Annotated in this window: 16 protein-coding genes and 1 tRNA gene; 7 read left to right on the forward strand and 10 right to left on the reverse strand. The window is 74.5% G+C overall.

From position 1 onward, the window contains the following. Window positions 1-13: 13 nt before the first annotated feature. Window positions 14-1,018, reverse strand: coding sequence for a Gfo/Idh/MocA family oxidoreductase (locus ACIPRD_RS06505; RefSeq protein WP_356408729.1), 1,005 nt, complete (start codon window positions 1,016-1,018; stop codon window positions 14-16). A gap of 188 nt (window positions 1,019-1,206) precedes the next feature. Continuing rightward, on the reverse strand, window positions 1,207-2,370 hold the full coding sequence (locus ACIPRD_RS06510; RefSeq protein ID WP_401560484.1) for a Gfo/Idh/MocA family protein: 1,164 nt from the start codon (window positions 2,368-2,370) through the stop codon (window positions 1,207-1,209). A 266-nt stretch (window positions 2,371-2,636) separates the two neighbouring features. On the opposite strand from ACIPRD_RS06510, the gene ACIPRD_RS06515 reads away from it, so the two are divergent. Beyond that, the gene (locus tag ACIPRD_RS06515) at window positions 2,637-3,152 is read left to right on the forward strand and encodes a hypothetical protein (protein ID WP_356408723.1); all 516 of its coding nucleotides are present in this window, start codon (window positions 2,637-2,639) and stop codon (window positions 3,150-3,152) included. 55 nt (window positions 3,153-3,207) lie between these two features. Then, window positions 3,208-4,206 carry a dioxygenase gene (locus ACIPRD_RS06520; protein ID WP_401560487.1) on the forward strand — a complete coding sequence of 333 codons (999 nt, stop codon included), beginning with the start codon at window positions 3,208-3,210 and terminating at the stop codon, window positions 4,204-4,206. A gap of 201 nt (window positions 4,207-4,407) precedes the next feature. Here ACIPRD_RS06520 and ACIPRD_RS06525 read toward each other — a convergent pair whose 3' ends face one another. Next, window positions 4,408-4,986: a helix-turn-helix domain-containing protein gene (locus ACIPRD_RS06525; RefSeq protein ID WP_356408717.1), complete on the reverse strand. Its 579-nt coding sequence runs from the start codon at window positions 4,984-4,986 to the stop codon at window positions 4,408-4,410. 232 nt (window positions 4,987-5,218) lie between these two features. Here ACIPRD_RS06525 and ACIPRD_RS06530 point away from each other — a divergent pair, with 232 nt between their 5' ends. Both ACIPRD_RS06530 and ACIPRD_RS06535 read left to right on the forward strand, forming a co-directional pair. Continuing rightward, window positions 5,219-6,649, forward strand: a complete 1,431-nt coding sequence (locus ACIPRD_RS06530; RefSeq protein ID WP_401560490.1) for an MFS transporter — start codon at window positions 5,219-5,221, stop codon at window positions 6,647-6,649. A gap of 45 nt (window positions 6,650-6,694) precedes the next feature. Then, window positions 6,695-6,768, forward strand: a tRNA-Pro gene (locus ACIPRD_RS06535). A 211-nt stretch (window positions 6,769-6,979) separates the two neighbouring features. Here the strand turns inward: ACIPRD_RS06535 and ACIPRD_RS06540 are convergent. After that, window positions 6,980-8,173 carry a hypothetical protein gene (locus ACIPRD_RS06540; protein WP_401560493.1) on the reverse strand — a complete coding sequence of 398 codons (1,194 nt, stop codon included), beginning with the start codon at window positions 8,171-8,173 and terminating at the stop codon, window positions 6,980-6,982. A gap of 105 nt (window positions 8,174-8,278) precedes the next feature. Beyond that, on the reverse strand, window positions 8,279-8,683 hold the full coding sequence (locus ACIPRD_RS06545) for an FKBP-type peptidyl-prolyl cis-trans isomerase (protein WP_356408709.1): 405 nt from the start codon (window positions 8,681-8,683) through the stop codon (window positions 8,279-8,281). Window positions 8,684-8,917: 234 nt separating this feature from the next. Between ACIPRD_RS06545 and ACIPRD_RS06550 the strand changes: the two genes are divergently transcribed. Further along, window positions 8,918-10,360 carry a carboxylesterase/lipase family protein gene (locus ACIPRD_RS06550; protein WP_401561846.1) on the forward strand — a complete coding sequence of 481 codons (1,443 nt, stop codon included), beginning with the start codon at window positions 8,918-8,920 and terminating at the stop codon, window positions 10,358-10,360. 203 nt (window positions 10,361-10,563) lie between these two features. On the opposite strand, the gene ACIPRD_RS06555 is transcribed toward ACIPRD_RS06550, so the two are convergent. After that, window positions 10,564-13,536, reverse strand: coding sequence for an NACHT domain-containing protein (locus tag ACIPRD_RS06555; protein ID WP_401560496.1), 2,973 nt, complete (start codon window positions 13,534-13,536; stop codon window positions 10,564-10,566). A 485-nt stretch (window positions 13,537-14,021) separates the two neighbouring features. Between ACIPRD_RS06555 and ACIPRD_RS06560 the strand changes: the two genes are divergently transcribed. Then, entirely contained in the window at window positions 14,022-14,885 is an 864-nt protein-coding gene (locus ACIPRD_RS06560; RefSeq protein ID WP_401560499.1) for an SDR family oxidoreductase, read from the forward strand. Window positions 14,886-15,213: 328 nt separating this feature from the next. Here ACIPRD_RS06560 and ACIPRD_RS06565 read toward each other — a convergent pair whose 3' ends face one another. Beyond that, on the reverse strand, window positions 15,214-16,722 hold the full coding sequence (locus ACIPRD_RS06565; protein WP_401560502.1) for an alpha/beta fold hydrolase: 1,509 nt from the start codon (window positions 16,720-16,722) through the stop codon (window positions 15,214-15,216). Window positions 16,723-16,917: 195 nt separating this feature from the next. Between ACIPRD_RS06565 and ACIPRD_RS06570 the strand changes: the two genes are divergently transcribed. After that, window positions 16,918-17,898 (forward strand): MerR family transcriptional regulator, encoded by a 981-nt coding sequence (locus tag ACIPRD_RS06570; RefSeq protein WP_401560505.1) that lies wholly within the window; start codon window positions 16,918-16,920, stop codon window positions 17,896-17,898. Between the two features lie 82 nt (window positions 17,899-17,980). On the opposite strand, the gene ACIPRD_RS06575 is transcribed toward ACIPRD_RS06570, so the two are convergent. The 3 genes from ACIPRD_RS06575 to ACIPRD_RS06585 form a co-directional block, all read right to left on the reverse strand. Next, window positions 17,981-18,757: a VOC family protein gene (locus ACIPRD_RS06575; RefSeq protein ID WP_401560507.1), complete on the reverse strand. Its 777-nt coding sequence runs from the start codon at window positions 18,755-18,757 to the stop codon at window positions 17,981-17,983. A 186-nt stretch (window positions 18,758-18,943) separates the two neighbouring features. Beyond that, window positions 18,944-19,831 carry an MBL fold metallo-hydrolase gene (locus ACIPRD_RS06580; RefSeq protein WP_401560510.1) on the reverse strand — a complete coding sequence of 296 codons (888 nt, stop codon included), beginning with the start codon at window positions 19,829-19,831 and terminating at the stop codon, window positions 18,944-18,946. Window positions 19,832-20,063: 232 nt separating this feature from the next. Continuing rightward, the gene (locus ACIPRD_RS06585; RefSeq protein WP_356408687.1) at window positions 20,064-20,852 is read right to left on the reverse strand and encodes a hypothetical protein; all 789 of its coding nucleotides are present in this window, start codon (window positions 20,850-20,852) and stop codon (window positions 20,064-20,066) included. Between the last annotated feature and the right edge of the window lie 135 nt (window positions 20,853-20,987).

The raw sequence follows: 20,987 nt of genomic DNA on the forward strand, positions 1-20,987 counted from the left end.
ACCGCCCGCCGGGTCAGGCCGTGCGGACCTCCGCCAGGGGTACGGGGCGGTGCTCGCGCAGCGACAGGGTGCACGCCTCGGCGACCCAGCCCGCCTCCAGCGCGTCCTCGACCGTGCAGGGGGACGGCCGCGTACCGGCGACGACCTCGGTGAACGCCGCGAGTTCGGCGCGGTAGGCGGCGGTGAAGCGGTCCATGAAGAAGTCGTGCGGGGTGCCGGCCGGGAAGGTCGCGCCGGGCTCGACCGAGCGGAGCGGCAGCCTGTCGTCCAGGCCGACGGCGATGGAGTCGGCGAAGCCGTGCAGCTCCATCCGCACGTCGTAACCCCGCGCGTTGTGACGTGAGCTGGAGACCAGCGCGAGCGTGCCGTCGTCCAGGGTGAGGACCGCGCCGGTCGTGTCGGCGTCGCCGGCCTCGGCGATGTAGGCGGCGCCGCGGTTGCCGCCGGCCGCGTACACCTCGCGGACCTCGCGGCCGGTCACCCAGCGGATGATGTCGAAGTCGTGCACGGAACAGTCCCGGAAGATGCCCCCGGACGCGGCGACGTACGCGGCGGGCGGCGGCGCCGGATCCAGGGTCGTCGAGCGGACCGTGTGCAGCGGGCCCAGCTCGCCCGCCCGGACGGCGTCCCGCGCCGCGGCGAAACCGGCGTCGAAACGCCGGTTGTAGCCGATCTGGACCGCCACCCCGCTGTCCCGCACGGCCTTCAGGACCTCGGTCCCCTCCCTCATCGTGCGGGCGACGGGCTTCTCGCAGAACACCGGCACGCCCGCCTCGACACCGGCCAGGAGCAGCGCCGGGTGGGCGTCCGTGGCCGCCGCGACGACCACGCCGTCCACCCCGGCCGCCAGCAGCGCCTGCGGCGAGTCCGCGACCTCGGCACCGAACCGCTCGGCGGCCGCCTTGGCGGCGTCCGCGGACGGGTCCGCCACGACGAGGGACTCGACGACGTCCAGTCCGGAGAGCGTTTCGGCGTGGAAGGCGCCGATGCGGCCGAGGCCGAGGATTCCGATTCGCATGTGTCCACCGATCCCTGTGTCTGGTTGCCGTACTCCGCTGCCCCGCCGGGGCTCCGCCGGGGCTCCGCCCCTTGTCCGCCCGCCGTCCTCCGCGCCGAGCCGTGTACGGCCGCGGCCGGCGCGCGCCCGGTCCGCCCCGCGCCACCTGCCCCGCCTAGTCGGCCGTGCCCTCGCCCTTCCGTCCCCGCCTACGGCACCGTCACGTCGGCCCATGCCCTGGTCGCGGCCGACTCCGCCATCGCGTCCAGCACGGCGGCGCTGTGCACCGCGTCCACGAGGGTGGCGCCGGGACCGTACGGCTCGCCCTCGGCGACCGAGCGCAGGAACCGGTAGGCCTCGATGACCTTGAGGTCGTCGTAGCCCATCGCGTTGGCGGCGCCCGGCTGGAACGCGCCGAACTCGCCGTCGCCCGGGCCGACGTACACCGTGCTCACCGGCTGGTCCTGGTACGCCGTACCGCGGCTGACGCCCAGTTCGTTCATCCTGCGGAAGTCCCAGAACACCGCGCCCGTGGTGCCGTGCACCTCGAAGCCGTAGGCGTTCTGCTCGCCGACCGACACGCGGCAGGCCTCCAGGACACCGCGGGCGCCGGAGGCGAAGCGCAGCAGACAGCCCACGTAGTCCTCGTTCTCCACGGCGCCGGGTTCGCCCCCGGCCGCGAGAGCGTGACCGGAGGTGGCGCCCGCCGGGCGGGGCCGTTCGCCGACGAAGACCGCCGTGTCGGCGGCGACGGACACGATGTCGCCGAGGAGGAAACGGGCCAGGTCGGCGCCGTGCGAGGCGAGGTCGCCGAGGACTCCGCTGCCGCCGCGCTCGCGCTCGTACCGCCAGGTCAGGGCGGCGTCGGGGTGGGCGGCGTAGTCGCTGAAGAGACGGACGCGCACATGGGTGACCCGGCCGATCCCGCCGGAGGCGATCAGGGAGCGGGCGGTCTCCACCGCGGGCGCGGCACGGTAGTTGAAGCCGACGGTGCTCCGCACGCCGGCCTTGGCGACCGCGTCGGCCACCGCGCGGGCGTCCGCGCCGGTCAGCCCGACCGGCTTCTCGATCCACAGGTGCTTGCCCGCCTCGGCCATGGCCACGCCGATCTCGCGGTGCAGGAAGTTCGGGGCCGTGACGCTGACGGCACCGACGCGTGGATCGGCGGCCACCTCACGCCAGTCCCGGGTGGCCGAGGCGAACCCGAACCGTTCCGCGGCCTCCTCGGCCCGGCCCGGCACCTCCTCGGCGACCGTCACCAGTTCGGGGCGCAGGGGCAGCCGCGGAAAGTGGTGCCGGACGCGGGCGTACGCCTGGGTGTGCACCCGGCCCATCCAGCCGAACCCGATGACAGCGACTCCGAGCGCATCCATGACAGCCCCTCGTCCGACCGGTCCCACTCCTGTCCGGGCCACCTTTGTACGGACATGGCCGGGGAGTCAACGCCTCCGCACCGTCCGGCCGGTCCCGGTGTGCCCCGGCCGCAGCCCGGTCGGCCTCGCCGCGGTGCGCGGCGCCGGCTTCGGTGGCGGCGGTGGCCGGCAGGACGGGAGGGTACGACATCGGGGCAGGTGGGGGCGGTTTTCGCCGGGCGGGGGACAGGTGGCGGGCGCGCCGGGCGTGGGTGATCGTGGAGAGCATGGCTGACTCCACGGCGGCCGCCGACGCGCCGCACCGGCGGCACGGCATGCGCGAGGGCATCCTCTTCGGCGGGGTGTACGGCGCCGTACTCGCCAGCGCGATGGTCGCCGCACTCACCCAGCACGGCCACAGCTCAGCGGGCAGCCGTCGCTACGACGCCGCGTGGCTCCTGGTCACCGCGTTCGCCTCCGCGCTCGCCCACGGCTACGCCCACTACATCGCCGAGCGCTCCCCGCACGGCGGCCAGGGCGTGCTGCGCAGCCTCGCCGCCGAGTGGCCGCTCGTCACGACCGTCCTGCCGACCGTCTTCCTGCTGGCCGCCGCGGGCTGGGGCCGGCTGCCGGCGAACGGCGTGGAGTACCCCGCGTTCGGGCTCAACATCGCGATCCTCTTCGCCCTCGGGATGGTGACCGCGCGCCGTTCCGGGCGCAGTTGGGTCGCCTCCGTGTTCATCGGAGCGGTCGACTCGCTGCTCGGGGTGATCGTGGTGGTGGCGAACTCGGTCATCCATTAGGTGCCGAAAGCCCGCTTCGGGTGGGTGCGGGGCCCACAGGGGGCAGGCAGTCCGTATGACCACGACAGACCACGCGGCCGCCGTACCGGACGACGCTGTGCCGGAAGGCGCACTGCCGGACGACGCTGTGCCGGAAGGCGCTGTGCCTGGCGACGCCCTGCCGGACGCCGTCGTACCTCCTGTCGCGCCCGGTGACGCCGCCGGCGCCCTGACCCGGCAGGTGCTCGACGGGCTGCACGCGACCGCGGACGACCGGCTGCGCGAGCTGCTGCGGTCCCTGGTCCGGCACCTGCACGGGTTCGCGCGCGAGACGCGGCTGACGCGGGCGGAGTGGGAACGGGCGATCGGGTTCCTCACGGCCACCGGGCAGGCCTGCACGGACACCCGGCAGGAGTTCGTGATGCTCTCCGACGTGCTCGGCCTGTCGATGCTGGTCGAGACGCTCCACGGACACGGTGCGCCCGGCACCACCGAGTCCACGGTCCTCGGCCCCTTCCACGAGACGGCCTCCCCGGCGCGCGCGTTCGGGGACAGCATCGACACGGTCGGCGGCGGTGAGCCCTGTGTGGTGAGCGGCCGGATCCGCTCCACCGACGGCAGGGCGCTGCCCGGGGCCGTCCTGGACGTCTGGCAGGCGGACGGCAACGGCTTCTACGACGTCCAGCGCCCCGACCGCCAGCCGGCCGGGAACGGGCGCGGCCTGTTCACCGCCGACGCCGAGGGACGCTTCCGCTTCCGCACCTGCGTGCCGAGCCCGTACCCCATCCCCACCGACGGGCCCGTGGGCGAGCTGCTGCGCGCCGCCGGCCGGCATCCGTACCGGCCCGCGCACATCCACTTCCTCGCGGACGCCGAGGGGCACGTGCCCGTGACCACGCACATCTTCGTGGCGGGTGGCGCCCATCTGGACTCGGACGCGGTGTACGCGGTGAGGGAGAGCCTGGTGCGGGACTTCACCCCGACCGACGATCCTGCCCTGGCCCGGGAGTACGGCGTACCGAACCCCTTCCGGCACGCGGCCTTCGACCTCGTGCTGGAGCGGAGCGAGACGTAACCGGCAGGGATCACCGGGTCTCGGGGAAGCACCCCCTGAGGGCTCTGCCGGGTCGACCGGACCGAGGGGTACCCGCCGGGCCCGCGGAGCCGAAGAGTCCCCGCCCGGTCCGCCGGAGCCGAAGAGCCCCTGCCCGGTCCGCCGGGCCGAGGGGTCCCTGCCGGGGCTGCGGAGCCGGAGGGCAGCCGCCGGCCGAGATGCTCAGCGGGCCGCGCGTACCCCGTCCAGCGCGATCGAGAGGACGCGGTCACGCTGGGCGTCGTTCTCGAAGGACGTGGCCGTGATGCCGGCGACCATGCGCAGCAGGTCGCCGAAGTCCATGTCCTGCCGTGCCACGCCGGCCCGCTGGGCGCGGTCCAGGAGCGGGCCGCCGGCCGAGTACATCGAGTCGCGGCAGGCGATGAAGATGTCGGACTCGCCGTCGAGGGCCTCGCGGACCGCGCGCTTGGTGACCATGTAGCCGGCGAAGCGCCTCAGCCATGTCGTCAGCGCCTCCCACGGTTCGTGGTCGGCGACCTCCACGGAGGCCTGGCACAGGGCGTTCACCTCACCCGCGTAGACGCTCTCGAAGAGGTCGCGACGGGTGGGGAAGTTCCGGTACAGGGTGCCGATGCCGACCCCCGCGCGGCGGGCGATGTCCTCCAGGGAGGCCTCCGCGCCGTGCTCGGCGAACGCGTCACGGGCCGCGACGAGCAGGGCGTCGTAATTGCGTGCCGCGTCCTTACGGTGCGGCCGGCGGGACGCGACGATCTCGCTGACGGGGAACGGCGTGGCCGTCACTGCTGCCTCCCGGAAGGGAATCGGTTGAACCGGAGGGTGGCCTCCGCTACAGTGGAGGGGTACCTCCACTTTACCAGTGCGAGGTGACTCCGCCATGGGCGGGCGTACGCCGCCTCACGGCACCTCCCTCGACTCACGCTCTTCCCTCACGCGACGCTGCCCGCACGCGCAGCCCGCTCCTCGATCTCCCGGCCCGTAACCCTCCGCGCCCTGATTCCGGAGAGGCTTCTCCATGCCCCGCACATCCACCCGCCTCACCTTCGCGGTCCTCGCGACAGGTGCGGGCGTGTTCGCCATGCTCCAGTCGCTGGTCGCACCGGCCCTGCCGACCGTCCAGCACGCCCTGCACACCTCTCAGTCCACCGCGACCTGGGTGATGACGGCCTATCTGCTGTCCGCCTCGGTCTTCACCCCGATCCTGGGACGCGCCGGCGACCTGGCCGGCAAGAAGCGCACCCTCGTCGCTGTCCTGGTGGCCGTGCTCGTGGGCTGTCTCATCGCCGCGCTCGCCCCGAACATCGGCGTACTGATCATCGCCCGGGTCGTCCAGGGCGTCGGCGGCGCCCTCTTCCCGCTCTCCTTCGGCATCATCCGCGACGAGTTCGCGCCGTCCGAGGTGAGCGGAAGCATCAGCAACCTCTCCGCCGTGATCGCCGCGGGCGGCGGCGTCGGCATGGTCGCCGCCGGCCCCATCGTGTCGGCCCTCGACTACCGCTGGCTGTTCTGGATCCCGGTGGCCGTCGTCGCCGCGACGATCCTGATAGCCCTGCGCTACGTTCCCGAGTCGCCCAAGCGCGCCCAGGGCAGGGTCAGTTGGCTCGGCGCCGTCCTGCTGTCCGCCTGGCTGGTGGCGCTGCTGCTCCCGCTGAGCCAGGCCACCCGATGGGGCTGGGGCTCACCGAGGACCCTCGGTCTGTTCGCCGCCGCCGTGGCCTTGTTCGCGGTGTGGCTCGCCGGCGAGGCGCGTTCCGACAGCCCGCTGATCGACCTGCGCGTGATGCGGCTGCCCGCGGTGTGGACGACCAACGCGGCCGCGCTGCTCTTCGGCGCCGGCATGTACGCGATCTGGTCCTTCCTGCCGGGCTTCGTCCAGACGCCGACCGCGGCCGGGTACGGCTTCGGCGCGAGCGTCACCGAGTCCGGGCTGCTCATGCTGCCGATGCTGCTCGCGATGTTCGCCTCCGGCATCCTCTCGGGCCGTCTGGAGCCCCGCGTCGGGGCCAAGGCGCTGCTCACCGCCGGGGCCGCGCTCGGCGCGCTCGCCTGCGGCTTCCTGACCCTCTGGCACGACGAGCAGTGGCAGATCGCCGTCGTCGCGGGCCTGTTCGGCCTCGGCATCGGACTGGCCTTCGCCTCGATGGCCAACCTGATCGTGGGAAGCGTCCCGCCCGAGCAGACCGGCGCCGCGACCGGCATGAACGCCAACATCCGCACCATCGGCGGCTCCATCGGCGCCGCGCTCACCAGCGTCCTGGTCACCGGCCGCCTCCAGCCCTCCGGGCTGCCGTACGCCTCCGGCTACACCCACGGCTGGGCCCTCCTCACCGTCCTCTGCCTCGCCGCCGCGGGAGCCGCCCTCCTGGTCCCGGTGCGTCGCACCGCCGGCCGCGCGATGGAGCCCGTCCCGGCCGGGGCGGCATCGGCACCCGCTCGCGTGCGGTAGTGTTGACCTGCGTGATCGCGCGGAACACACCGCGTGAGACCGCGGCGGGACGTGGCGCAGCTTGGTAGCGCACTTGACTGGGGGTCAAGGGGTCGCAGGTTCAAATCCTGTCGTCCCGACTCGGAAGAGTCGTGGTTCAGGGGCCGTTCGGGAGAAATCCGGAACGGCCCCTGAAGCTTTTCCGGGAGCCTTCGGGGGCCGATCGCCCGCGCGGGCGGTCCCATGGGCCGGGGCGCAGTGCGCGATGGGGTGGCGCCGCCCGGCCGGCGGTCACCGGGGCCCTCGGGATCCTCGCTGCGCCGGGCGCGTTCGCGTACCCGGTCGGCGGCCTCAGCCGACGGATCTCGCCGCTCTGGACAGAAGCCAGTTGATGATCGCCGCCCGGCAGACGGCCGTCGCGTGTTCGAGGAGCAGTTCCTCGTACCACCGCTGAGGATTCGGCATACCGCGCACTTCCAGATCGGAGACGAACAGCCGGGTGCCGTGGCTGATCTGGCTGCGGATCCTGTACAGGCTTCGGTGCATCTTCCGCATCACGTCGTCCGTCGCCGGGGCGTACCGGTCGACGAACGCCCGGAAGGCCGAGGTCGTGCTCTCGCCGCCCGGGGCGTCCACCAGCGCCTCCATGCTCTGGACGACGGCCGTGTACGCGGCGGACGCCGACAGGTGGCCGACCTGCGCCGCGTGGTGGAACCAGTGTGTGGCCCGCAGGAGCGTTCGCCGGTCGGTGACATCGAGGGAGTCGAAGGCGTGGAGGCAGCGCGTGAGGTGGGTGGGCAGGTGCAGAGGGGAATCGCACCGCACCACACCTGTGTGTTCGTCCGTCACGGGAATGTCGCCCAGGTCGCCCTGCTCGCACAGGCTGTCCGGCGTTCCGCCCCAGTCGGCCGGCCAGTACTGGTCGTGGACCCATTCGCCGCTGGGATGGTCCGTCTGCCCCGGACGCCGGAACGCCGCCGTCGCCCACCTGCCGCGGACCGGCCCCCGTACGGGAAGCACCAGGTGCGCGGCAGCGACCCCGAGGACGCTCATCCACTGGTCGGCGATGCGGTCGCCGCGTGAGAAGGACAGCAGGCTGTCCTCCGCGCCGGGATACGCGCACTCGAAGATCAGCGGGTGGGTCTCGGCGATCCAGGGCGTTGCCGGATTGCCCGCGGGCAGCGGACGCAGGACGAGCCGGTCCTCGAAGCGCCAGTACCCCTCGTTCGGTTGGGTGGAGAAGAGGATCTTCCGCACCAGGCGAGGAACGGGCGGCGCCAGCAGCTGCAGGCGGATCCGTTCCTCCATCTCGGCCAGCTGCCCCTCGGTCAGGGCTTCCCCCGGGTGCACGTCGCACAGCCTGCCGCTCGCGGTGAAGTGCAGCACGAGTCGGGCCGGGCCGGTCGCCGGCGCGGGAAGGACGAGGCGCCGGTCGTCCACGTTCTGGCAGTCACCGACAAGCTGGAAGAGGAGTTCGAGCAGCTCGTCGGTGTCGACTTCGTCGAGGTGCAGGCGACGCCGCACCTCGTCCTTGGTGATGCTCACGTGCCCCCGCTGTCCGTTCCGTCCTGGCCGGCAACACCTTGGGGCAGCGCGTGGACCGCGCGCAAGCGACTTGCGGCGGGGCCGGCACCAGGAGCCGGGGAACCCCTAGGAGTTGCTCCACCCCGTCGTGCCGGAGTACGAGTCCAGCAGGTCGACCACGAAGATCAGGGTCGAGTTCGGGGGGATCAGGGGCGACGGCGACTGCTTGCCGTAGCCGAGGCGCGGGGGAACGATGATCTCGCGTCGGCCGCCGACCCTCATGCCCCTCACGCCCCGGTCCCAGCCCTTGATGACCTTGCCGCTGCCCAGCGCGAACTTGTACGGCTCGCCGCGGTCCCAGGAGGCGTCGAACTCCTTGCCGGACCCGAAGGTCACCCCGACGTAGTGGACCCTGACCACCATGCCCGGCTTCACCTCGGGGCCGTCCCCGACGACCAGGTCGCGGACGGTCAGTTCGGCAGGAGCGTCACCCTCCGGGACGTTCACCTCGGGCTTCGTCAGTTCGCTCATCGCAGCCTTCTCGCTCTCCGCCGGAACCCGTCGTACGGTCCGGCGGGACGCATGGACGCTCCATGCGGCAGATGGTCACGCTACCGGGCGTGGCGCTCCCCGGAACGCAGCCCCGCTCCCGGTGGCCGCACAAAGGGTGAGCGCCGGGCGTGTCCGGCATGGTGGAGTGGGGCAGTGGATCTCATCCGTACGTGCAACGGGTCGGTGCGGGGCTTCCGGGCGGCCGCGGCGGTCATGGCGTTCCTCGGCATCCCCTACGCCGCCGAGCCCTTCGGGGAGAACCGGTTCAGGGAGCCGGCTCCGGCCCGGGGCTGGGACGGGGTGCGGGAATGCCGGGAGTTCGGGCCGGTGGCCCCGCAGTCCGCGCGGCTTCCCGGGGCACCGTGGTGGTCGCCCGGCGACGAGGACGTCCTCACGCTCAACATCTGGGCTCCGGCGTCCGGCGACGGCCCGCTGCCCGTCCTGGTGTGGATCCACGGAGGCGCGTACACCTTCGGTTCCTCCGCGCAGCCCGACTTCGACGGGACCACCCTGGCGGAGGCAGGGCTGGTGGTGGTGACCTTCAACCACCGGGTCGGATTCGAGGGGTTCGGGCACGTCCCGCCGGGTGACGGGCCGCCGTACCCGGATAACCGGGGTCTGCTCGACCAGGTCGCCGCGCTGCGGTGGGTGCGCGAGAACATCGCCGCCTTCGGTGGCGACCCGGACAACGTCACGGTCGCCGGGCAGTCGTCCGGAGCGGCCTCGGCGGCCTGCCTGATGGTGATGGACCGGGCGCGCGGGCTGTTCCGCCGCGTCATCGCCCACAGCGCCGTCGGCCCCTGCTTCTCGAAGGAACTCGCCGCGGACATCACCCGGAGGGTCGCCGCGGAGGCCGGCGTGCCCGCCAGCGCGAGCGGCCTGGGGTCCGCGACTCCGCAGGCCCTCATCGCGGCGTCCGACCGCGTGGCCGAGAGCTTCCGGGAGGACCCCGGATCCGGGCGCCTCCACTACGACCCCGTGATCTACGGCCCGGTCGTCGACGGAGACGTCCTGCCCGGCGACCCCCTGTCCGCACCGCCGGCCGCGGGCCCGGAGACGGTGGACCTCCTGGTGTGCCACACCACGCAGGAATACTGGCTGATGGACGCCGTCGGCAGCAGCGCGAAGGTCACCACCGACGAGCAACTCGACCTGTTCGCGAAGGACTTCCGCCTCCCCGGTGAGCTGGTGCCGGGGTACCGGGCGATGATGCCCGGCGCGCCGGTCCTCGACGTCTACCTCGCCGTCTTCGGCGACCTGCTGTTCACCGAGTACACCAGCCGGCTTGCGGAGCGCCACGCGCGAGCGGGGGGCCGGGTGTTCACGTCCCGCTTCGCCCGCCACCGCGCCGGGCCCGGGGGAGTCGTGCGCCCCTGGCACTGCGCCGACATCCCCTTCGCCTTCGGCAACCACGCGCACCGATGCGTCGAGTTCCTCATCGGCGGCCCGCCCCAGGACGCGGATCACGAGCTGTCCCGGCGGATGGTCGCGGCGTGGGCCGGCTTCGCCGCCACCGGCGACCCCGGCTGGCCCGCGGCCGACGGCCCGACGGCACCTCCTCATGTCTGGGACACCGAGGACAGCCCCGTCGGCCCTGGGGACGCCGCGGCGCGTGCGCTGTGGCGCCACGCCGACTTCTCGCCCCTGCGGCCCTGAAACGGACGGTGGGTCGCGGGGGCCGACGACCGCTCCACCCGTCCCCGTCCCCGACGACCGCACCGGCACGCCTCGCTCCCCCCGGCACCTCAGCCGGCCCCGCTGCCCCGCTCACCCCTGCCCCCTGCCCCCTGCGCACCTCAGCCCGGCCAGCCCCGCTCACCCCCGTCCCCCCGGCGGCACCTCAGCCCGCCCCGCCCCGCTCACCCGTGCCCGTCGCGCACCTCGCGCGGCCACGTGTCCGACGGGCTTCCGGTGCGGGCGACGGCGCGGAACCGGTCGTCGCCGGACCAGCCGTTCGCCAGGTGGGACTGCAGCCGCAGATGCCGGAACTCGAAGGAGGCACCGGACCGCCTCAGGACACCGCGCCGGTGCGCCTCCTCCAGGAACGTCATCAGCCGCCACGGCAGCCGCCCGGTCGCCGCCAGCCAGATCCGCGCCACCGTGAAGCGCCCCCACGCGCTGAGCGCCAGAGCGGCCGCGCCCAGCGGCAGCCACAGCTGGGTGCCCACGTGCGACAGGCCGCCCCAGTCGCCCGGCAGCGCCATCACCGGCACACAGACGAGCGCCACGAGCAGCGCGACGACACCCCCTCGGGTGAACGACGCCGTACGGTCCGTACGCAGCGAGGAACCGGGGCCGGTGGCCCGCATGAGGTCCGAGGGGACGCTCAGCGCGCGGTACACACCGCACACGCACCCGCCCACCAGACCGATCAGCACCCCGCCCGCCGCGAACGGCGGCAGACAGCGGATCAGGAGCCCCAGCGCGGGACCCTGGGTGAGCCAGCCGCGGGCCTGTCTCGGCAGCTCCGACCGCAGGTTCGCCGCGTACGCCACCGTCCCCGGGCCGCCGGCCAGGGCGAGACGGACGACGACGACCCCCTCCTCGGCCTCGAACACCGTCTTTTGGGACGTGAAGGGGCGGCACTTGCGGCCGTGCAGCAGCGGGATCGTGCAGTCCGGCGGTTCGCCCCTGCCGGGGTAGGCGATCGGCCGCGCGCCGTCACCGGGGATCAGGAGCATGCCCCGCAGCGGTCGGGTGCTGGTCGCCGTCCGCACCCCGTTCCGTACGGCGAACCGCCAGCCGTCGATCCGCCGGCCGCTCAGCTCGGCCGGCGTCCCGGACTTCAGCTCGGTCACCCCGACCGCGGTGACGCCCGCCGCCGTGCAGGCGGTCACTCCGATCAGCAGCGCGGCCGCGGTGCCCCGCACCACTCCCGCGGCGAACCGGCGCAGCACACGGCCGACCCGCGGCGCGTGCGCCCCGTCCTGGCCGGCCTGGTGCGTGCCGCTGACCAGTAAGGCCGTACCCACTCCCATGCACGTGGTGCCGATCAGCGCGGTCCACGGATCGCGGGACCGGCCGAACAGCACGGTGCCCGCCGCGCACGCCCCGCCCAGCAGCAGGGCCGCGCCGCACGCCCGGGCCACCGCCCGGCCCGCCGTACCGCTCCAGGGCAGGCTGAGCGGCACCGGCCTGCGGGGCAGCCCGGCGATGCCGAAGAACAGGGTGAACAGCAGGGAGAACAGACAGCCGCCGAGCAGGTCGGGCACCCAGCCGTCGGTCACGGTGCCGTAGCGGAAACCGAACCGCAGGTCGTCGGTGTAGGCGAAGGCCGCCCACAGCGCCGCGCTCACCGCCGCGGTCAGCAGCGTCTGGCGCAGGACGAACCGCTTGCCCGGCAGGTCCCCGTCCGTCGGCAGCAGCCACGACGCCCCGAACGCGAAGCCCAGGGTCTGCCCGAACAGCGTCGCGCAGACCGACAGGACGTCCTGCGCGCCGGCGGTGCCGCTCACCACCCGCACCGCCATGAGGGGCAGCACCAGCGCGGACAGCACGGCCAGCGCCAGCAGCCCCGGCGCGTACACCCGCAGGGCGCGCGGCAGCAGCGACTCCAGTTCCCACCAGGCCAGCCGTCCCGTGTCGCGGCGCTGGAGCGCCCGGGCCAGCAGGGTCAGACGGCGTACGGCGTCGCCCGTCGCCCGTGGTCCCGAGTCGGCGAACGCGGCGGGCACGAAGCCCCCGAGCAGGTGCTCCTCGACGGATGCCACCGTCGGGAAGCGCTTGGTGTCCAGCAGCTCCGCGGGGTTGCCGGAGGTGTCGCTGTAGACCGCGCGGGCCAGCGCCACCATCAGCGGGGTCGTCAGGGCGCGCGCCGGCGCCGACTCCGGCCGCCGGTCCAGTTCCCGCAGCACCGGCGTCCACACGGTCACCCGCCCGCCGTCCGCCGTGTGCAGGGGCCGGGCCGTGCGCTCCAGATGTGCCCCGGCCTGCGCGAGGTCCAGCGGCCTGAGCTCGACCACCTCGGCCGCGGTGAGCACGTCGCCCTCGGCGACCGCCGTCGCCCACGCCTCGGCGCGGCTGGTGAGCAGCAGCGGCAGGTCGTCGTCGAGCTCGGCGTTGACCCGTCGTACGGCCTCCCCGTAGGCGGGGCGCGGCAGTTCGTCGAAGCCGTCGAGGACGGGCAGGACGAGCCCGGCGTCCAGGAGCGCGCGGGCGAGGGTCCGCCGGCCGTCCGCCGCCGCGGCGAGCGGCGGGTAGTCGTCCGCGAGCCGGTCCGCGAGCCAGGCGCGCAGACCGGTGCGCCGCGGGTCCCAGCCGGCGAGCGGGACGATCACCGGGACCGGCCCGCCGGGCGGCCGCGCGGCCAGCCGGCCGAGCACGAACCGCATGGTCAGCACGCTCTTGCCGGACCCCGGGCCGCCGAGCACCACCAGCCGGCGGCCGGGCAGCGTCGCGAACGATCCGGTGAAGTCATCCGTCTCGGCGTCCCGGGGCGCGGGCAGCGGCTGGGCCCGCCTGATGTTCTCGGGGTGGTCGGCGAGGCGGCGGTCGGCCTGCGCCCAGCGCACCTCGATCGGCATCGGGTCCTGGAGCCGCCGCAGCCGTGCCTCCGCCGCCCACTGGTCGCGTACGGCCTCGGCCAGCGCGTCCGCGGCCCTCCTGCGGTCCTCGGTCGCCGACCGGGGCGGCGGATCGCCGTCGCCGCGCAGGATGTCGGCCACCAGCGCCACGATCGACACGAACGCGCCGATCGCCGAGATCAGGACGCCCGCGACCGCCGCGTTCCACCACCAGAACTGGAGGACACCCGCGAGCGCCGCCAGCGCGGCCCCGCACGCGGCGAACCCCAGCCGCCGCCGCGCCCGCGCCCTGTGCCATCCACCTCGCATATGACCGCTCCCCGCGCCGGAATCCGGTGCCTCGCCATTGTGTCGGAATCATCCGTTTTAACCGTGGAACACCCTCAGAGGGTGCTTTTCGAAACACGTGTGAGGGAGCGCGCGGGGTTGTTCGGGGGGCGGGTGAGAGCGCGAGCCGCGCGCCGGGCACACGCCGACAGCATCAGCGGTCGGCATATGTGACAAGCGCGCGGGCCGAACGCGAGCCGTCCGGACCGGGACGGAGGACGGGCCGGCCTCGGGCGCGCACCGGGATGCCCGGACGCGCCCCCTGGTTCACGCCTCGTGCGCTCCTGCGGACGGGCACACGAGCTGCCACCATCGACGCGGGCGGACGGAGGGACCGCTTTCGGCCGCGGGCACGGCGTGACCGCGGCGCGGGCACGGTGTGCGCCGCGCGTCGCGGGTACGGCGTGACGGCGGCCGGACGTGAGCTGCTGCGAGGGCCTCCGCGGGGGCCGTCACGAGGGGGACGTATGACGCGGCGATGGCTGGTGACGGGGTGTTCCTCGGGGCTGGGGCGGGCGGTGGTGGACGCCGCCGCGCGGGCGGGGGACCTGGTGGTCGCGACGGCCCGCCGGCCCGCCGTGCTGGAGGAGCAGGCGGCCCGGTTCCCGGACCGGGTGACCACCGTGGCCCTCGACGTGTGCGACCCCGCGCAGTGCGAGGCCGCCGTGGCGCACGCGGTCGACCGCTTCGGCGGGGTGGACGTGCTGGTGAACAACGCGGGAGCGGGGCTGTTCGGAGCCGTGGAGGAGGTGACGGACGACGAGTTGCGGGCGCAGCTGGAGATCCTCACCGTCGCCCCGTGGCGGCTCGTCCGGCTGGTGCTCCCGCTGATGCGCGCCCAGGGCTCGGGCCACATCGTCAACGTGTCCTCGCTCGCCGGACGCACGGGGTTTCCCGGGCTGTCCGCGTACGTGGCGGGCAAGTACGCCCTGGAGGGCATGAGCCAGGTGCTCGCGGCGGAGGCCGCGCCGTTCGGGATCCGGGTGAGCGCGGTCGAGCCCGGCGGCTTCGCCACCCGCTACGGTGCCGCCCTGGCCGAGGCCGCGACGCGCGTCCCGGCCTACGAGGGGATCACGCAGGACATGCGGTCGGGACTGCGGGACATGGAGGACAACCCCGCGCTGGGGCGTCCGGAGGCGTTCGCCGCGCACCTGCTGCGCCTGGTCGAGGCGGACTCCGCACCCGTGCGGGTGCCGGTCGGGGCCGACGCGTTCGCCTTCCTGGAACTGGTGGAGGAGGCCGCCCGCGAGGAACTGGCGGCCGCCCGGACCCTCGTGACGGACGCCCCCACGCCACCGGAGACGGCCCCCGTGACGGCGCCGGTGACGTAAGGGGCCATCCGAGGGGCCCTGGCCGCCGTCGAGTTCGCGAGCGGCGGCGACGACGGCCGCCGTACGGAGCGGCGGCGGTGACGACCGGTGTACGGAGCGGCGGTGGCGACGGCCGGTGTGCGGAGCGGCGGCGGTGCGCCGTGGGATCCGGCGGTCCTCGGCGGTCCGCACCGCCCCCGCGTGCCGTGGCATGTCGGTGGCGTCCACCCCGAGTGCCGTGCCGTGCCGCTGAGGTCCACCCCCGCGTGCCGTGGCGGTACGGGCCGCCACGGCACGATCGGAGCCTCCGGAGGCACCGGGCCCGAAGGCGGCCCGAACGGCGCCCGGATCAGCTCGACAGGTGGGCCAGGACGGTGTCGTGGGCGGCCCGCACGGCGGCGCGGGACTCCTCGGTGTGGTCGGCGACGTCGAAGCCGTGGCGGCCGGCGGGGACGTCGACCGTCTCGACCCGGGTGCCGGCCGCCGTCGCCGCGGTCAGGAACTCCGCCACGGTGGCGGCGATCGTGGGCTGCTCCAGCCCGGCGCGGGTGAGCACCACCGGCAACTCGCCCGCGGTCCGTACGGCTTCGGCGGGCCGGAACCGCGCGTCCATCGTGTGCCATCCCGGGAGCGGCGCCAGGACCGGATAGCTGGCGGCGACGCAGCGCAGCCATGGCGGAGGTGCGGCGAGCCAGTCGGTCAGGAGCGGTCCGCCGCCGGAGAAGAACCACAGGGCGACCCGGTCGGCGTCGACCCGGGGGTCCGCCCGGACGAGGGCGACGGCCGCGGCCACGTCCTCGGCGGCCCGCGCGTAGTCGGTGAGCGCGTGCAGGCCGTGGTCGACGGTCGCGCCGACCATGCCCAGAGCGGCCGCGTGGCGGGCGTGCCCGGTGTAGAGGGGCCAGTCCCTCGGTGTGGGGCGCGCGTCCGCCGGTACGGGCCCGCCGTGCACGAACACCACGGCGGGCCGGGGGTCGGCCGCGTCCGGCAGGAACAGGTCCACGGCGCCTGTCCGTTCACGCGGGCACTCCGGCGGGTCCAGCACGAACGGCCGTGTGGAGAAGGGCTGTTCGTCCTCGCCGACGGTGATCCGGTGGCCTTTGCCCGCGGCGGCGTCGAGCAGGACGGCCGCCAGGCCGTCGGGGGCGGACAGCATCGGCCAGTGTCCCGTGGGGATTTCGAAGAAGGTGACCCCGGGGCGGGCCAGGGCCCGGAACTGCGGCGGACCGGTGCGCACGAACGCCTCGACCATCGCGATGGTCGTCCCGGACGCGGTGCAGAACACGCCGGTGACGGGTGTCCCGGCGGCCGCGCCGGTCAGCCGCAGCGGCTCGACGAGGGTGCCGGACGGCTGCGGCGCGGCGTACCGGTCCAGGCGCTCCAGGGCCCGCGCCGACAGTCCGGCCGTGCTGCCCCAGCGCTCCCACCCGCCGGGCTCCGGCACCGGGACCCGCCCGCCGTGCTCCGCCGGACCGTCCGGGCGCGACAACCGCTCACGGACCTCCTGGTCCGGGACGAGGGCCAGGGCGGTGTCGCCGTCCTGCGGCATACCGGAGTCCAGGTACACGATCCGGCCGACGCGCTCCGGGCGGCGGTCGGCGGCGCCCAGCACGGGGTGGATGGCGTAGTCGTGGCCGACCAGGACCAGGTCCGCCTCGTCGAGATGGTCGATCAGCTGGACCACGTCCTCGACGTGCGTCTCCAGACCGGTGCCGGGACGGGCCAGATGGCGCCGCTCCCCGAGCCCGGTCAGGCTCAGCGGGCAGGCCCGCGCCCCCGCCTCGCCCAGCCGTGCGGCGGTCTCCCGCCAGACCCAGCCGCCGGTGAAGGGGCCGGAAACCAGTACGAACGTCGTCATGTTCGCCTCCTCGTGTCCATCGGTCCGCGCGGGCGCCGCACCGGTCGCCGGTGCCGGTCGTGCGTATCGTCCGCACCGGGCGCACGCGCCCGTCACCCGCATCGGGCGGGCGTACGACGCTGCGCGCCGGCCGTCCTCATCGGTCGTCCGCGCTCACGGGTACGGTAGGAACTCCCCCAGAGGGAGGTTCAAGCCATGTCGCCCGAAGGGCTGTTGAGCATCGGTGAGCTGGCCCTGCGCGCGGGCGTCACCGTGAAGACCGTCCGCTTCTACTCCGACCGCGGTCTGCTGCCCGCCGCGTCCCGCAGCTCCGGCGGCCACCGGCGGTACGGGCCGGAGGCGCTGGACCGGCTGCGGCTGATCCGGTCGCTGCGCGGCCTCGACCTGCCGGTGCCCGAGGTGGACCGGGTGCTCGGCCGGGGCGACGACCTGACGGAGGCCCTGGAGGAAGCCGTCGACGGCCGGCTGCGCGAGCTCGGCTCCCAGCTGACCGCGCTGCGCTGGCGGGAGGCGGCCCTGCGGCTGGTCCGGGACTGCCCGGCCGGGGAACGCGCGGACCGGCTCCGGCTGGTCGGCGCGGTGGCGACCCCGCCGAGCACGGCGGCCATGGCCCGGTTCTGGCGCGGGGCGCTCCCCGTCCGGCTGGCGCCCCGGCTGGTCTCCTCGATCCTGGAGTACGCGGTCCCGCAGCCGCCGGAGGATCCGACACCGGCCCAGGTGCTGACCTTCGCGCGCCTGCACGCCATCGTCACCGCGCCCTGCCCGGCCGTCGACCCGCGCCGCCCGGCGGGCAACCGCACCGACACGGACTGCCACCCCGACGTGCTCTACGACGGCCTCTTCGACGCCTACGGCCTGGCCGCCGGCCACCTGAAGGCCGACCGGGCGCCGGACCGCGGCCAGGCGCTCGACCGCTTCGTCGCGGCGCACGCGGAAGCGCGCGGCCTGCCGGACAGCCCCGGCTTCCGCCGCACGCTCAGCGGCCTGCTGGCCCGGGCCGCCGACCCCCTCGTCGACCGGTACTGGGAGCTGACCGGTGAACTGACGCGCTCACCGGAGCCGACCATCGGAGCCGTGCACGCCTGGCTGCGGTCCGCGCTGCACACGGACGTCACCGCGACGGCCGGCCGGCCGCCCTCCGGCGGCCCGCCGCACCCGGCGCCCACCGCTCCGTGACGCCCTGCCGGGGAGCGCCCGGCAGGCAGGGGGAGCCCGGCGCGGGCCGCACCGCGAGCGGGTGCGCGGGGGCCGCCGCCGGTCAGGCCTGGTGCGGGTTCGGCTTCAGTACGGCGAAGACCGCGCCGGCCGGGTCCGCCAGCCACGCCACGCGGCCGCCGTCGGGCACGTCGGTCGCCGGCAGCAGCACCCTGCCCCCCGTGCTCCTCGCCGCGGCCACGGCGGCGTTCACGTCCATGACGGCGAAGTAGGGCACCCAGCACGCCGCCTGCCGCGGGTCCTGGAGCGCCGTCGCACCGCCGAAGGAGGTGTCCTGCCTGTCGTCCTCGGACCGGTAGCTGAGCACCTCGTAGCTCATGTCGGGGTCCTTCATCTCCTCGGAGCGCCAGCCGAACAGCGCCTCGTAGAAGCGGACCGCCGCGTGCGGGTCGGCGACGTACAGCTCGTCCCAGACCAGCGCGTCGTTGTCGGAGACCCGTTCCAGGCCCGCCGCGGACTCCAGGACGGCGAAGTGGGCGCCCTGCGGATCGGTGCACTGGGCCATCCGGCCCTCACCCACGGGCTGCGGCCCGCAGCGCACACGGCCGCCGGCGGCGCCCACCTCACGGACGGTGGCCTCGATGTCGGCGGTCCGGAAGTACGTGATCCAGGCCGGCCGGGCCCCCGCCTCGGTGAGCGGTCCGAGGCCGGCGACCGTCGCGCCGTCCTTGCGGAAGAAGCCGTAACCGCCCGCCTCCGGACCCGCGGACTCGAACTCCCAGCCGAAGACGGCACCGTAGAAGCTCACGGCCGCTCCGGTGTCCGGACTGCCGAGGTCGATCCAGAAGGGTGAACCGGTGGGAAAGTCGGTGCCGAGCATGGGGGTGCCTCCTGCGGTTCCGGTGGACGGACCGTCACTATGCCGACCGCCGTGGCCGCCGCCCGGCATCCCGCCCCGCCCGCACCGGCCGGTTCACCCTGGCTGGGTACAGCCCGCGAGGTTCAGGAGCAGGCCCGCTCCCGTCGTGCGGCCCCGCCCCGCGTCAGTCGTGCCGCCCGCCCCGCCTCAGTCGTGCGGGCACAGGACGAAGTCGTCGTACGGCCGCCACGCGCGGTCCTCGCCCAGCTCGGTCAGGGCCGCGCGGACGCGGCGCAGATGGTCCGGCGTGAGCTGGAGCGGGGGCTCGTCGGGCTGGTAGGTGGTGCGGACCGGGTAGTCGACGCCCGGTACGGCCGTCATCTCGATGTGACAGCCGAGCACATGGGTGACCGGGCGCCGGGCGGCGAAGTCGATCAGACGGTCGATGCTGCGGGTGAAGGCGGGGACGTCCTGGATGTAGAGCCGGCCCGGATAGACGCTGTCGCCGGTGAGCAGGAAGCCGGTGGCCGGGTCGTAGAAGGTGACGGCCGTCTCGTGGTGGCCCGGGGTGGCCAGGCACTCCAGCACCCGGCCGCCCAGGTCGACTCGGGCGACGGCGTCCGGGTCGGCGTCGAAGCCGAAGTACGGCCACGCCGTGCCGAGACCCGCGTCCACCACCGTGGTGTGCGGGCGGTCCGCGAACTGGCCGTCGCCCGCCACATGGTCGCCGTGGGCGTGGGTGTGCAGGACGAGCAGTCCGTAACCGTCCTCGGGGTGCCTGGCCGCGATCAGCTCGTCGACCACCCGGCGCAGCGGGAAGAACGCGTCGGACCCGGTCGCACCGGTGTCGACGAGCACCGCCCGGTCCGCGCCGAACAGCAGGAACAGGAACGGGGCCTCGTAGTGCACCGCCATGTTCTGCCGCAGGATGTACGTGTCCTCGTCGTGGGCGTGGACCTGGATGTCCGGGTCGGTGTTGTGCTTGGCCGACGGCGAGCCGTGGATCCAGGCCACGTCCAGCGGGTGTTCCCGGGAGGGCGGACTCTGCGGCGTGCTCCCGCCGGCGGAGCGGTTCGGACCGGAGCCGGCGTCCACGGCAACTCCCTCGTGTCGGGTCCGCTGACACCGTGCCCCGGACTCTGCCCGGGAAGCTACCACGCTGGTCAGCGGCCCTGTCCCGCGGTGCTGCCACGCTGGTCGGTGGCCTGTCGCGCGGTGCCGCCACGGTGGCCGGCGGCTCTGTCTTGCGGTGCCGCCACGCTGGTCGGTGGCCCTGTCCCGCGGTGCTGCCACGCTGGTCGGCGGCTCTCTCCCGAGGCCGGGAAGGTCAGTCGAAGGTGCCCGGGTCCGCGGGCGGTGTCCGGCCGGCGAGGACGTCCTTCAGCCGCCCGGCGCCCTGCTGCACGGCCCGCTCCGTGCTGTCGTGGTCGGCCTGCACCGGGCCGCCGTTGGTGACGGTGATCGCCGAGGAGCCGACCCGTACGACCGCCAGGTCCACGGAGAGCGTGACGGGCGCGCCGTCGGTGGTGCCCTGCACGGTCATGGTCAGACCCTGCCGGGCGTCTCCCGCCTTCGGCAGCTCCAGGTCCACGACCTGCACCGTCCGCTGCCCGCCGGCGCCGTCGACGGTGAACTGGTCGCACTCCGCGGTGGTCTTCTCCAACTGGTCCAGGGACTTGTCCAGCGACTTCCCGTCGTACTGGCCCACCTGGTACAGCAGCCGCGCGTCGCCCTCGGTGAAGCCTGTGAGCGCGGACTCACCGGACGGGCGGCCCAGCACGCTCTCCGCGTACACGCTGTCGAGCAGCTTCTGGCAGTCTGCCGCCGCGGCCTTGCCGGTGAGGAACGCGGCGACGTCGACCTTGCCGACCAGCAGCTTGTCGCGCCAGCTCGCCGCGTCGTCCACCTGGGTCCAGGAGTCCTCGATGTCGGCCTCGGTGATCAGCGCGGCCTTCGCGCCGTCCTTGGTCAGGGACGGCGGCGCCGAGGAGGACGCGTCCGCCGCGGGAACGGTCCGCGTGGACGTGTCGTCGCCCGCGCACGCCGAGGTGGCCAGCAGGGCCCCCGTGGCGAGGGCCGACGCGAGGACACGTGCGGGGCGGGACGGACGGTTCATCGCGGCGGCCTCCTCGGAGCGCGGTATGTGCCTCCACGTCACCATCCGCCCCACCGGGCGACCAGCCACGCCCGTCCGTTCGAGTGAACACCCGCACCGGGCCGCCTAGGACGTGGACACCCTCTTGACGCCGCG

The organism is Streptomyces sp. NPDC090108, assembly GCF_044747185.1.
Taxonomy (GTDB): Bacteria; Actinomycetota; Actinomycetes; order Streptomycetales; family Streptomycetaceae; genus Streptomyces.